At 52.6% G+C, this 13,279-nt stretch carries 10 protein-coding genes; 2 read left to right on the top strand and 8 right to left on the bottom strand.

Translation table 11 applies throughout. From position 1 onward, the window contains the following. Nucleotides 1-61: 61 nt before the first annotated feature. The 3 genes from dxs to ACO0K9_RS05605 form a co-directional block, all read right to left on the bottom strand. Nucleotides 62-1,903 carry a 1-deoxy-D-xylulose-5-phosphate synthase gene (gene dxs, locus ACO0K9_RS05615; protein WP_422982667.1) on the bottom strand — a complete coding sequence of 614 codons (1,842 nt, stop codon included), beginning with the start codon at nucleotides 1,901-1,903 and terminating at the stop codon, nucleotides 62-64. Nucleotides 1,904-2,217: 314 nt separating this feature from the next. Beyond that, nucleotides 2,218-3,108, bottom strand: coding sequence for a polyprenyl synthetase family protein (locus tag ACO0K9_RS05610; protein WP_422982665.1), 891 nt, complete (start codon nucleotides 3,106-3,108; stop codon nucleotides 2,218-2,220). Further along, a complete protein-coding gene (locus ACO0K9_RS05605) occupies nucleotides 3,105-3,377 on the bottom strand; it encodes an exodeoxyribonuclease VII small subunit (RefSeq protein ID WP_422982663.1) in 273 nt (90 codons plus the stop codon). The genes ACO0K9_RS05610 and ACO0K9_RS05605 overlap by 4 nt, the downstream gene beginning before the upstream one ends. 503 nt (nucleotides 3,378-3,880) lie before the next feature. Between ACO0K9_RS05605 and ACO0K9_RS05600 the strand changes: the two genes are divergently transcribed. Continuing rightward, entirely contained in the window at nucleotides 3,881-6,196 is a 2,316-nt protein-coding gene (locus ACO0K9_RS05600; RefSeq protein WP_422982661.1) for a DUF1631 family protein, read from the top strand. A gap of 95 nt (nucleotides 6,197-6,291) precedes the next feature. On the opposite strand, the gene ACO0K9_RS05595 is transcribed toward ACO0K9_RS05600, so the two are convergent. The 5 genes from ACO0K9_RS05595 to ACO0K9_RS05575 form a co-directional block, all read right to left on the bottom strand. Further along, nucleotides 6,292-7,248, bottom strand: coding sequence for a lipase secretion chaperone (locus tag ACO0K9_RS05595; protein ID WP_422982659.1), 957 nt, complete (start codon nucleotides 7,246-7,248; stop codon nucleotides 6,292-6,294). A 157-nt stretch (nucleotides 7,249-7,405) separates the two neighbouring features. After that, the gene (locus ACO0K9_RS05590; RefSeq protein ID WP_422982657.1) at nucleotides 7,406-8,338 is read right to left on the bottom strand and encodes a lipase family alpha/beta hydrolase; all 933 of its coding nucleotides are present in this window, start codon (nucleotides 8,336-8,338) and stop codon (nucleotides 7,406-7,408) included. 101 nt (nucleotides 8,339-8,439) lie between these two features. Then, nucleotides 8,440-8,712 carry a hypothetical protein gene (locus tag ACO0K9_RS05585; protein WP_422982655.1) on the bottom strand — a complete coding sequence of 91 codons (273 nt, stop codon included), beginning with the start codon at nucleotides 8,710-8,712 and terminating at the stop codon, nucleotides 8,440-8,442. Between the two features lie 58 nt (nucleotides 8,713-8,770). Further along, nucleotides 8,771-9,919 carry an anhydro-N-acetylmuramic acid kinase gene (locus tag ACO0K9_RS05580; RefSeq protein ID WP_422982653.1) on the bottom strand — a complete coding sequence of 383 codons (1,149 nt, stop codon included), beginning with the start codon at nucleotides 9,917-9,919 and terminating at the stop codon, nucleotides 8,771-8,773. A gap of 242 nt (nucleotides 9,920-10,161) precedes the next feature. Then, complete coding sequence (locus ACO0K9_RS05575; RefSeq protein ID WP_422982651.1) at nucleotides 10,162-11,481, bottom strand: peptidoglycan DD-metalloendopeptidase family protein; 1,320 nt, start codon at nucleotides 11,479-11,481, stop codon at nucleotides 10,162-10,164. Between the two features lie 346 nt (nucleotides 11,482-11,827). Between ACO0K9_RS05575 and tyrS the strand changes: the two genes are divergently transcribed. Continuing rightward, on the top strand, nucleotides 11,828-13,129 hold the full coding sequence (gene tyrS, locus ACO0K9_RS05570) for a tyrosine--tRNA ligase (protein WP_422982649.1): 1,302 nt from the start codon (nucleotides 11,828-11,830) through the stop codon (nucleotides 13,127-13,129). The last annotated feature ends 150 nt before the right edge of the window (nucleotides 13,130-13,279 follow it).

The raw sequence follows: 13,279 nt of genomic DNA, 5'->3' as shown, positions 1-13,279 counted from the left end.
TGAAAGAAGACCGCTGGTCAGCAGTCTTCTGTGCTTCAGTGCCAGGATTTTGGTTTTGTGGTCAGGCGAATCTGGCGCGGATTGATTTCTCTATACCCGCTGCATCCAGCCCGCATTGTGCCAGTAGCAAACCCGGGTCGCCATGATCGACAAACTTGTCGGGCAGGCCCAATATCTGCAAGGGTTTGGTGATGCCTGCTTCGGCCAGGGCTTCTGCCACGGCAGAGCCTGCGCCGCCCATGGTGCAGCCTTCTTCTACCGTCACCAATATGTCATGGCTGGTGGCCAGGGCTTTGACCAGCTCGACATCCAGTGGTTTGATGAAGCGCATATTGGCCAGGGTGGCGTCGAGTTGTTCTGCCGCTTTTAACGCCGGGTGTACCAGTGAGCCAAAGGCCAGGATGGCGATGCGCGTGCCCTGGCGTTTGATTTCACCTTTGCCCAGTGGGATGGTGTTCAAGTCTTTGTCGGTCGGCACACCTATACCCGCACCGCGCGGATAACGTACTGCGGCAGGTCCGGGGTATTGGTAGGCGGTGCTTAACATCTGGCGGCATTCGTTTTCATCTGACGCAGCCATGACGATCATATTGGGGATGCAGCGCAGATACGCCAGGTCATAATTACCGGCATGGGTGGCACCGTCGGCACCGACCAGGCCAGCACGGTCCAGCGCAAAAGTGACGTCAAGGTTTTGCAGGGCAACGTCATGGATCAGTTGATCGTAGGCGCGCTGCAAGAAGGTGGAATAAATGGCGACGACGGGCTTCAGGCCTTCACAAGCCAGGCCACCGGCAAAAGTGACGGAATGCTGTTCGGCGATGCCGACATCGTAATAGCGTTTGGGGAATTGCTTTTCAAATTCCACCATGCCAGAACCTTCGCGCATGGCGGGGGTAATGCCGACCAGCTTGTCGTCCACCGCAGCCATGTCGCACAGCCATTGCCCAAACACCTGGGTATAGCTTTGCTTGGCTGGCGCACCAGTGGGCTTGATGCCTTCTGCCGGATTGAACTTGCCAGGGCCGTGATACAAGACCGGGTCAGCTTCTGCCAGTTTATAACCCTGGCCTTTTTTTGTGACCACATGCAAAAACTGCGGACCTTTGAGATTCTTGATATTTTGCAGTGTCGGTATCAAAGAATCGAGATCATGGCCATCGATAGGGCCGATGTAATTGAAACCAAATTCTTCAAACATGGTGGCGGGCACGATCATGCCCTTGGCATGTTCTTCAAAACGCTTGGCCAATTCCAGCACGGGCGATGGCAAAACGGATTTGCCGACATTGCGGGCAGCCGCATAAAACTTGCCAGACATCAGGCGCGCCAGGTAACGGTTCAGTGCGCCCACGGGTGGCGAGATGGACATGTCATTGTCATTCAACACCACCAGCAGGTTGATGTCTTCATTCACGCCAGCATTGTTCATGGCTTCAAAGGCCATGCCGGCGGTCATGGAACCATCACCGATGATGGCTACTGCATGGCGGTCTTCGCCCTTGGTACGGGCAGCCACGGCCATACCCAGTGCAGCAGAAATGGAGGTAGATGAATGGGCAGTACCAAAGGTGTCGTATTCGCTTTCGACGCGACGCGGAAAGCCGGATATGCCATTCAACTGGCGCAGGCTATGCATCTGGTCGCGGCGGCCGGTAAGTATCTTGTGCGGATAGGTTTGATGGCCGACATCCCACACCAGCCGGTCTTCAGGTGTATTGAAAACATAGTGCAGGGCGATGGTTAATTCCACCGTGCCAAGGTTGGACGACAAATGGCCGCCCGTCCTGGAAACGGAATCGAGCACATACTGGCGCAATTCATCAGCCAGCGGCTTGAGTTGCTGGCGCGACAGGCCACGCAGATCGGCAGGGGAATTAATGGTGTTCAATAAAGTCGTCATTGTTCTTTTCGTTACTTGGCTAAACAAGTCTGATCATTTGTGAATTCACAGAATGGTCAGGGATGTTATCGCATTCTTCTATTTTAGGACTTACGCAAAACCGCCTCTTGCACTATTCGATCTGCTAACTGTTGATCTGGTGCGCATGGCGCACCCTACAATACTGCAAATTACGCACGATTCAAGATGATCCCAATCTTCACCGGGCCACATTAAAACTCTTGTCAGACCCGTAGGGTGCGCCATGCGCACCGGTCGATTGCTCTGCGCGCTTGTGACGCGCACGGCGCACCCCACGGTATCACGGCTTATCTTCAAGCCTGGCGCTGCACGATCAGGTCAGCCAGTTCATGCAGGAGCCGGGCATTTTCACCAAAATCCGCCAGCGCCGCATGCGCATCATGGCACAATTGCGTTGCCAATGCGCGCGAAGCATCCAGCCCCATAAGACTGACAAAGGTCGGTTTGTTGTCTGCGGCGTCCTTGCCTGCGGTCTTGCCCAGGGTGGCAGAATCGGCAGTCGCATCCAGTACGTCATCCACCACCTGAAACGCCAGGCCGATGGCGGCAGCATACTGATCCAGCGCCTTGCTTTCTTGCGGTGACAGGGCTTTACCGCTCATGGCACCCAGCAGTACTGCGGCACGCAGCAAGGCACCGGTTTTCAACCTGTGCATCTGCTCCAATTGTTCGCGATCCAGGGCGATGCCGACACTGGCCAGATCAATCGCCTGGCCGCCACACATGCCGACCGAGCCGGCAGCCGTCGCCAGCAGGCGCATCATGGCCAGCCGGTTGGTGGCATCGCCATCGACACCTTCGGACAACACCAGAAACGCCTGGGCTTGCAAGGCGTCACCGACCAGCAAGGCAGTTGCTTCGTCATATTTGATATGCACGGTGGGCTTGCCACGGCGCAGGGCATCGTCATCCATGCAGGGCATGTCGTCATGTACCAGCGAATAGGCATGGATCATTTCTACCGCAGCAGCAGCGCGGCGCAACAGATCGGCTGGCGCGTCAAACAACTGCCCGGCGGCATGGACCAGCAAGGGGCGCACCCGTTTGCCGCCATCCAGTGTGGCGTAGCGCATGGCGGCGTGCAATTGTTGCGGAATAGTTTTTTCGTCTGGCAGAAAGCGCGCCAGGCTGGTTTCGCATTCGGCTTGGGTTTGTCGCATCCAGTGACGAAAATCCTCACTCATGCCGCATCCTCTGTGCCATCAATGCTCAAAGGTTTGAGCATTCCAGCTTCCAGCACCTTGACTTGCTGTTCTACCTTGTCAAGCTGGGCTGCACAGTATTTAATCAATTCAGAGCCACGTTGGTAAGCGCCTACAGAAGCTTCAAGCGGCAATTCACCGGCCTCCATGCTGGCAACCAGTGCCGTCAATTCGGTCATCGCGGCTTCGAATGTCATGCCCGCCGGTATGGATGTTTCCAAATGATTTGTAGTTGCTTGTTTTTTTGTCATAAAGAAATGTTTTGCATGCGCCGTTAAAGAAATAAAGTGAAACCAAAAGTAAAAAACGGCGTTTGAAATAGGGTAAACCCGGCTAAGCCTGCTATTTTAGATCAAACTTGGGAAAAGTATGTATTTAGTGTGTTTCTGATAACCAATTTTAGGGGCTATGTTCAAACAGGATTCTTTTTTAGCAGCGCGCTACAAGATATACTTAAAAATATCGCAGAAATTGCGTTTCAAACATTTCCATGTGGAAATTATCGGTATATAGTGGAAGCACATTTCTAAAATGCCTGTCTGAATTATGAGCCTGAAATCTTTATCAGGTGGTAATAAAATGTTTCTCCCGCACTGCCTAGTTTTTGTGCAACCATTTGAAGCCTGCAAGCCTGCCATATTGATTTCCTGGGCCAACAGACTTTGCCAGGAGCCCTGCTGATTGCAGAATTTTCCTGGCTTTTACTGTTTTGCATCTCAAGCATTAGTAAAATAACCTTGATTTTATCGCTGCCATGTCGAATCCCGTCAATAAACCTACGTCTACCGGACCTGCCCTGCAGTCCCGGGATGAGGTATTGCGCGGTTTAATTCCACTGGCAACGCATTTGGTGGTATCACAACTGGATGCCTTTACGGCCCGCTTGTCGAACGCCTTTCTGGCCCTGTCTGAACACAGCATGGACCCCCGTGAAGCCAACCTGAGCTTCAACGCTGGCCAGTTACTAAAGAAAAATTCCTACGCCTTTTATTTCCTGACTTCTACCGGGTTTGAAAAAGGCTTCCGCAAAGAGATTGATGCCCTGTTGCAGGGTGTGCGTGCGGTTGCCTCACCTGTTGACATCGCCCTGAGCCTGGTGACGTATGAAGAAATGGACAAGAAGCTGGCCCTGAGCCGCTCTGGCCGCACACTGGAACTGAACAATGCCGAGCAGTATGCTGCTCTGAACATGCGCTTTGCGCATTTGATGGATCATGAAGCGCTAAGTATTGCGCAAAACCCTTTCCGTCCCGAAATGTTCTTGCACACCATCTATGCAGCCTGGTGTGAATTCGATCCAGAGATCAATACCCATGAACTGGTATTGCCTTTGCTTCGCGCCGAAATCCTGTTCGACCTTGAACCCATATTAAACACGCTGAACGAAGCATTGGTCGCCAAGGGCATCTTGCCGGATCTGCATGAGTCTTTCCGCATACGCCGCAGCCGTAGTAGTGTAGAACGTCGCAAAGAAGCCATGCCGGCAGCACCTGGTGATGTGTCGCAAAAACTGCGTAGCTTCCTGTCTGGTAACAACCAAAACGCTGCCAATGACGGTGCTCAGTTTGCCCAAGGTGGCGGTGGCCATGGTGGTGCAGGCGGTTCAGGCATGGACGGTGGTGGATCTGGTGGTATGGGTGGTCAGGGCGGCATGGCTGGTAGTGGCGGCGATGGCTCGTCTGGCAATGGTCAGGACGTAACACCTTATTCAGGTTTTGCCGCTGGTGGTGAACAACAGTTGGTAGCACGCGCCCAGATGTTCCAGAAACTGGCGGACTTGCAAAAGAACGTCAAGCTGCAGCAATTGATGGCCGGTGCGCAAGATGTATTGCGCCTGTCGCAAATGCGCGAGCAAATGCCGGAACTGGCGAATACCGGTATAGAAAAAAATACTCTGGATTTGTTGTCACAGGTCTTTGATAGCGTATTCCGTAATCAGGCCATACCACCCCAGATCAAGGAACTGATTTCTGTATTACAAATACCGGTATTGAAAGCAGCACTGCTGGACAAGGAATTCTTTTTCCAGGAAGACCATCCGGCACGTCGTCTGATTGAATTATTGTCGCGTTACAGCCTGGCATGGGATCAGAAAAAGGGTCAGGAAGATCCACTGTTCCAGACCATGCAGCGTAATGTGCATCGTGTACAGCAAGAGTTTGACCAGGAAATTGCGCTCTTTGATGAAGTCGTCAACGACCTCGAATCTTTCATCAAGAAAGAGGAAGAAGAAGCATCCCAGGCTTTGCAGGCACCAATCAACACGGCGCTGAGAAAAGAAAAAGTCAAACAGGCCAATATGGCCGCCACGCATGAAGTGGCATTGCGGGTGGGTACCGGTGAAGTGGTGGCCTTTATAGAAAGCTTCCTGGAGAGCCGCTGGACCAAGGTCCTGACCCTGGCCTATAGCGTCAAGGAAGAAAAACCTTACGCAGTTGAAGACGCCATCAAAACCATGGATGACCTGATCTGGAGCGTCAAGCCCAAGATCACACTGCAACAACGCCAGGAATTATTGAACCGCCTGCCCGCCATCCTGGCCCGCCTGAACAAATGGCTGAGCCTGATCAAGTGGGAAGATGCCGACCGCGTACAATTCTTTGCCGAGCTGGCAGAATGCCATGCGTCCATTGTGCGTGCGCCGCTGGATCTGTCGCCAGAACGTCAGCTTGAAATTGCCGTTGAAGTTGCCCAGCAAGCCGCCGAACGCCGCTTGGCAAAACGTGCCGAAGCTGAAAGCAAGATCGAACAAGAACCACCGCAACCTGCTGACGAACATGTGGACACCGTTACCGAACTGGAACGTGGCGTCTGGCTGGAATTCACCAAAAAATCCGGTGGCATCAACAAAGTCAAACTGGCCTGGGTCAGCCCCATGCGCAGCCTGTATATCTTCACCACGGGTGACAAAGACAAGACCTTCCAGGTCTCTGCCGAAGAACTCGAACAAACTTTCCGCGAAAAACGCGCCAAGATCCTGGTACTCGACAAAGTCGTCGATCGCGCCTTGATGGAAGCATTGGAAAACGTGCCTGAAGAAGAACAGGCTGAAGAACTCAGCCTGGCTTAATCCCCCTTCCCTGCCTTGGTGAAACATACTGAGGTGCATGTAGTTCATGTTTCCCGCCATACACTTTCAAACCTCAGTCTCAAATCAACCCGGCATCATTCATACGCTGGCAAACGCCGCTGCTCATCCGCACTAAAAAACTGATTGCGCACCTGCTGCAGGGCACCCTGCTTTTCTGATTCGCTATGAAAAGTCATTTCGGTATTCAGTCGATTTTTTTGGTCCAGGTATTGTTGTATGCGTGATTTCCAGGCAGCTTCTTCCTTGTCTACCTGTGCCAGCCTGGCGGCTGCTTCGGGCGAGGTGGCGGCAGCGCGCATGCGGAAGACTTCTTCATCGCTGGCACCGCTGGCGCGCAGATTTTGTGCCTGCTCTTCCAGTCGCACGACCTGGTAAGGCGCATTCTTTTCTTCTTTCAAGGCGGTGGGCAAGGCATCGTCCAGTGCTTTCAGTTGGGCCTTTTTCTGCTCAAGGGACAGGCTGTTATTTTCTGCGATGTCCATTCTTGCCAGGGCATCCTGGTCATAGGCATCATCAAAACCAAACATGGCCTGGTTTTCGCGGTCGCTGAAATAGCGTTGGCGCACTTGCTGCATGGCAGTCCAGCGCTGCCTTGCTGCAACACTCATGCCGGTTTTTCCCGGGCTGATATTTTGCGCATTGCTTTCCACTGCCAGCAATGCCTGCTTGTATTGAATATAACGTACCAGCAAATCCCTGGCTTGCTGGGCGGCCTTGCTGCCGAGTTTCTGGGTCAGCACTCGCTCAATTTCTGCCTGGATTTCATCCAGCTTTTTTTCACCTATGGCGGCCAGGTAATAATCAAACAACAGGCGCAGTTCGGCATTGACCTGTAAATCTCCGGCAGCATCCTGGCTGACTCTGCCATCACCCGTAGTGCCTTCCATCGAGCGGACAAAGTCAAAGCTGTGGTCTGCCTTGCGCAGTTTGATGGGTTCTGGATTGGATTCGTTTTTAAAAGCAGTAAAAATAAAAAAAGCAGCGACGCACAATGTCGTCGCGCCTGCAAATGCAAGATTACCTGTTCTCATTGACTACCGCTCCCTGTGCATATCATTTAGCTGTTTTGCTGCCTGGGCCGGATAAGGTAAAGATACGGTGTAGATACGGTACAGATAAGGTGCAATATGATTGCACCATTTCTATTACACCATTATCCGGTTTGCCAAAGTACCAAAGCCCTGTTGACTACAGGCCCTGATTTTTCAAACGATTTGCATGCTGCCTGTATATCGTAACCGGATTGGTTTCAAAAATGTTGACCAATCCTATGGTCTGGTTGACTTCATCCAGATGGTTCATCGCATAATCATCACGAATCACCTTGCCCAGATGGGTAGAGCAACTGGCAACCAGGCCATCATTCTTTTCAGATCCAAAGGCCAGTGAAGTCAGGGCCAGTGCCGGATCGATGATGTCCAGCACATTGGTATAAGGCTTGGCACCACTCCAGGAAAAATACGCCACACCTCTGGCCGTATAAGCACCTTCACCACAGGTCGTGGTGGGGATACCTTCCGGATACTTGGCATTGAACTTCAGTGAACCGGCCGTGCTCAGTGAATTGGCGGCAGCCAGCGAGTCCTGCGACAGCGTTGGTTGGCCCGACAAGAAACTGATGATCTGCGCCAGGCCATTGGTGATGGATACCAGTACGGTATTCGACAACGAACCTGCCGGTGCAACACCCAGCAATACATCTGCTACCTTGGAACCACGATTCACACCGCCCACCGACGTCACCGACGCCACCAGATCAGGCCTGATGGAGGCCACGTAGCGGGTGGTAGGCCCACCATGGCTATGACCGATCAGATTGACCTTGCTGGCACCAGTAACGGCCAGTATCTGCTTGACCTGGGTCAGCAATTGCTCACCCCTGACTTCAGTGCTGTTGGCGGCAGCCACCTGGGTGACATACACCCTGGCACCGTCGCTGCGCAACGCGGAAGGAATCCCATACCAATAATCGACAGGACCGATGTTGTCGAATCCAAACAGGCCGTGCACCAGCACGATAGGATATTTTGTTTCCGTATAACCTGATGCCCACGATGGTGCCGGTAGCATCATCAGGGCGACTACACACATTACCAATTTCTTCATGATGCTTTTTTTCATTTTGTCTCTTTCTTTGTTATCGTTGAAATGAAACTCAGCGGTGCCAATGGCTCAGCCTCTGTGAGCTGATGCATATTTGTTATGGCAGCCTCAGGCTAGGATCAGCAGCCCGGATTAGCAAGTTGCCATGCAACATAAAAAGAGAGGGAAAAAGCCGGTTGTTGGAAAATTCCGACGATAACAAAGGCATAAAAATGAGTTAAATCATTTATACGCACTCTAAGGAGGCTTGCCACCAGAACAGGTGTGCCGTGTTTTAGACGAAATTCACTAAAATGAAGTCTTGCTTTTTCAACAGGAAAGTATTGTCGGGTGGTCACAACATGACAATAAGCGACATTTTGCGGATGTAAATGAGAGGTTCCAGGCTTCACTTGGAACGCGTTTACGATCTTACTGCCGTTTTGCCCACAGGGAAAAGCTAGAGAAATATCAGGCCGGGTACAGCGCACCCAAAATGCGTGCACCGGCAGCACCGGTGACATCAGCCAGGTTGCCCGGCAGACGCAAGCTGAACTGCCTGGCCAGCCAGGCGAAGGCCAGTGCTTCCACCTGTTCCGGAGCCACACCCAGGTCTGCCGTGCTGCACACGTGCGCAGGGCAGCGCTGTGCCGCCAGCAAGCTTTGCAGGCGCTGCATCAGGTGATGGTTGAAGGCACCGCCACCGCAGACATATACATGACTGGCCTGCGCCGCGTGCCGCACGATGTCATTGGCCAAGGTCTGGGCAGTCAATTCGCACAGGCTGGCTTGCACATCAACTGCCTGTGCCTGCGCAAAATTCTGCAGTTTGTCTTGCAACCATGCCATGTGGAATAAATCGCGCCCCGTGCTTTTAGGGGCGGGCAATTGAAGATAGGCTTCGGACATCAATTGCTGCAACAAAGCAGGGATGACATGCCCCTGGGCAGCCCAGGCGCCATCCTGGTCATAGCTTTTGCCGTGATGCTTTTGTATCCAGGCATCCATCAGTACATTGCCGGGGCCGGTATCAAAACCCAGGGTATGTCCATCTTTCGCCAGGATGCTGATATTGCTGATGCCACCAATATTGGCCACCACGCGGCAACTGCCAGGCTTGCCAAAGACGGCGCGATGGAAAGCCGGCACCAGCGGTGCCCCCTGCCCGCCAGCAGCCACATCGCGGCTGCGGAAATCGGCAATCACATCCACGCCCGTCAACTCGGCCAGCAATGCCGGGTTATTGGTCTGGCGGGTATAGCCCAGTTCTGGTCGGTGGCGTATGGTTTGTCCATGCACGCCGATGGCGCAAATAGGGCTGGCGGGTGATTTGGCCTGCAAGGCATGGACGCAGGCTGCATAGCAACGCGCCAGTGCATTCGCCAGCAAGGCTTCGTGATGAATTTCATTCCCGCCTGGCTGTTGCAAGGCCATGGCCTGCTGCCGCAAGGCGTCATCAAAAGGTACGTAGGCACTGGCGATAATCTGCATAGCAGCAGCGGTATCGTTGGTATCTGCGCTTTCTGGAAAGCGGACCAGCACACCATCAACGCCATCCAGACTGGTACCGGACATCAGACCCAGGTAGACGGGTGCACTGTTTTCTGGATGGACTGGCATGCTTGTGCTCGCTTTGAAGATGGAACGGAGGTTTCCTGAAGATTACAGCATTTTGGAAAAAATTCTGTTTTCGATTTTCTCTTCACTCATCTGGAAGATGCTAACCTGCATCGGCCAGCAATCTGCGACCCTGGCTTTGCGCACGGTATACGCAACATGCCCGCTCATACTGCCAACAAGAATGTGACAAAACAAGCGGGCATGGATGAAACGGACAAATGTTGGCTAAGCTTATTGCAAGCTTAACGCGATGCCAGTTTCATGACTTCCGTCATGCGTTCAGGATGCAAGAGATTGAACCTGTGGTTCATATCACCGGCAAAACCTTTGAAACGGTTCATTTCATTCGCGGCCAATGGTGCGGCTTCCGTCATGTTGATGGACATGGGGTCGCGTGCCTCATTGTTGACGCGGAATTCATAATGCAAATGCGGGCCGGTAGACCAGCCTGTCGTACCGACATAACCAATGACCTCACCCTGGCTAACCTTGCTGCCCTTGTGGATGCCCGCAGCAAAGCGGCTCATATGGGCATAGGCCGTGCTGTAGTTATTCCAGTGCTTGAGCACGACCAGGTTGCCATAACCATTGCTGGGAGCCGCTGAATCAACTACGCCATCAGCAGAAGCACGTATCGGGGTGCCAGTGGCGGCCGCAAAATCGACGCCTTTATGGGCTTTCCATTGACCAGAGATAGGATGTACGCGCATGGAAAAGCCAGAAGAAACGCGGGTAAATTCTATCGGTGATTTCAGGAAGGCTTTTTTCAATGATTTGCCGTCAAAGGTGTAATAACCGCCCTTGCCACCCGTTTCTTCAAACCAGGCGGCCTGGTACAGTTTGCCAGAATTGCTGAATTCGCCGGCCAGCACACGGCCAGTGCGTACACGTTCACCGTTTTGCCAAAAACTTTCATAGACGATGTTGAAGTAGTCACCCTTTTGCAGGCGCTGATAATCAACACTGGTTTCGAACATGGTCTTGACCTGTTCGGTGACGTTATAAGGAATCAAGGCATCATCGGCTGCCGGGTAAAACGCGGTGCGGATATAGGCTGTCGCCATTTCCACCCGTCTTTCCAGACTGGCAGTGATGTCGGAGGATGCCAATTTACCATTGGCATCACGCTTGATGACGATATTTCTGACGGGCTTGTCGGGGCCATCTGAGACGGTTGTCTGCAACCACAACAGTTCACCTTCATCATCCGTTTTGACTGCAACGGTCTTGTCCGCCCGGAACTGCAACATGCTGCGGGCAATACTGTCTGACTTGATAAACTGGCTTGCTTCGTCATCGTCAACACCGATGCGTTGCAAGAATGTACTCAATGGTTCACTGCTCTTGAAGGTCGCTTCCCTGATGAATTGTTGCTCACTCGCTTCGAGCGCAGCAACCTGGTCTTCCAGTTTTGGCAGGGACAGTTCTTCGGTGATTCTCTTGACTGGCAAGTCCGAGGCATCAGGTGCCAGCGGCGCTACGCCCACTGCGCCAAATGCGCAGACAGCAAAGAATAGAGCGGAAACAGAGACGATGCGCGAAGCGCGCGTGGTGCCGAACAACAGTCTGCTACCAGAAGCTAAACGAAGTAATTTATCTGATGGACGCATGCAATAAGTTAAAATTGACTGTTTTTATCGAAAATTCGGGCTTGTTGTAGTGACTTGAAGGTGCACACAAGATGCACAACATAGCAAGACTGCAAGGCCAAGGATGGGATTATAAAGTACTCACAACAACCGCCTGAAGATCACTTAGCAAGTAAAATTGCAAGTATGCGATGGCTTCTGATGACTCTGATTAATCCCGGCAATTTAACCAACACCCAGAATTTGGCAAAACGCTGATTATGGATTCAGTTTGTGAATTCGACCAGCGGTGTTACAAAAAATTTCATGCAACTTTACTATGACTTCTGTACAAAATTCAAGCTCTACTGATCACGCTGAACAGACCAGCAAAATCCTGCCTCTTTCTGACGCGGTGCAGCATGCGCTGGCAGTGACCAAACGCGGTGTTGATGAACTTTTAATCGAGTCTGAATTCGCGCAAAAACTGGCACGCAGCGAGCAAAGCGGCAAACCCCTGCGCATCAAGCTGGGCCTGGACCCGACTGCACCAGATTTGCACCTGGGGCACACGGTGGTACTCAACAAGATGCGTCAGTTGCAAGATCTGGGCCATACCGTCATCTTTTTGATTGGTGATTTCACGTCCATGATCGGTGACCCGTCTGGCCGCAATGCCACTCGCCCACCACTGACGCGTGAGCAGATCGAAGACAACGCCCAGACTTACTTCAAGCAGGCCGCTTTGGTACTGGATGCCAGCAAGACCGATATCCGTTACAACTCGGAATGGTCGGACCCGCTGGGTGCGCGCGGCATGATACAACTGTCATCCAAGTACACCGTGGCCCGCATGATGGAGCGTGATGATTTCACCAAGCGCTTCAAGGCTGGCACCCCCATTTCGGTGCATGAATTCTTGTACCCGCTGATGCAGGGTTATGATTCTGTCGCCCTGAAATCTGACCTGGAACTGGGTGGTACCGATCAAAAGTTCAACCTGCTGGTCGGTCGTGAATTGCAAAAGGATTATGGCCAGGAACCACAATGTATCCTGACCATGCCTTTGCTGGAAGGTCTGGACGGCGTGGAAAAAATGTCCAAGTCCAAGAACAACTACATCGCCATCACGGAACCCGCCAACACCATGTTTGCCAAGATCATGAGCATCTCGGACACCATGATGTGGCGTTACTACGAGTTGCTGTCTTTCTGCTCGCTGGAACAGATCGCGGCCTACAAAAAAGCCGTGGCCGAAGGCCAGAACCCGCGCGATATCAAGGTTGCCATCGCGCAGGAAATCGTCACCCGCTTCCATGACAAGCAGGCCGCAGAAGATGCCTTGGCGGATTTCGTGAATCGCTCCAAGGGCGGGATACCGGATGATGTAGAAGAAATCAGTTTAAGCGGCGCACCTATGAGCATAGGCCAGTTGTTGAAACAGACCAATCTGTGCGCATCAACCGGCGAAGGCATGCGTATGGTGGAACAGGGTGGCGTGCGCATTGATTCAGTCGTTATCAGTGACAAGGGTTTGAAAGTTGAAGCCGGTACATTTGTGGTGCAGGTTGGTCGTCGCAAGTTTGCAAAGGTGACTTTGACGGCTCTTGATGGCTTGATGCATGCCCCACTTCCTGAGTAACGCGGGAAACTCCTTCCCCTTCAAGGGGAAGGTTGGGATGGGGATGGGTTTCCTCAGCAAATCACCGATTCAATTAACATCTCGGCCATTCAACCGAACCCCATCCCCACCCTAACCCTCCCCTTGAAAGGGAGGGAATCAAAACACCGA

The organism is Undibacterium sp. Ji50W (assembly GCF_049340445.1).
Lineage (GTDB): Bacteria > Pseudomonadota > Gammaproteobacteria > Burkholderiales > Burkholderiaceae_D > Undibacterium.
Note: the sequence above shows the minus strand (reverse complement) of the source record. Positions and strands in the feature narration are given on the sequence as shown.

Coding starts and splice junctions, on each gene's coding strand:
- ACO0K9_RS05590 (WP_422982657.1), bottom strand. CDS start 8,338: ATGAAAAAAAGCATCATGAAGAAATTGGTAATGTGTGTAGTCGCCCTG.
- dxs (WP_422982667.1), bottom strand. CDS start 1,903: ATGACGACTTTATTGAACACCATTAATTCCCCTGCCGATCTGCGTGGC.
- ACO0K9_RS05595 (WP_422982659.1), bottom strand. CDS start 7,248: ATGAGAACAGGTAATCTTGCATTTGCAGGCGCGACGACATTGTGCGTC.
- ACO0K9_RS05580 (WP_422982653.1), bottom strand. CDS start 9,919: ATGCCAGTCCATCCAGAAAACAGTGCACCCGTCTACCTGGGTCTGATG.
- ACO0K9_RS05605 (WP_422982663.1), bottom strand. CDS start 3,377: ATGACAAAAAAACAAGCAACTACAAATCATTTGGAAACATCCATACCG.
- ACO0K9_RS05600 (WP_422982661.1), top strand. CDS start 3,881: ATGTCGAATCCCGTCAATAAACCTACGTCTACCGGACCTGCCCTGCAG.
- tyrS (WP_422982649.1), top strand. CDS start 11,828: ATGACTTCTGTACAAAATTCAAGCTCTACTGATCACGCTGAACAGACC.
- ACO0K9_RS05610 (WP_422982665.1), bottom strand. CDS start 3,108: ATGAGTGAGGATTTTCGTCACTGGATGCGACAAACCCAAGCCGAATGC.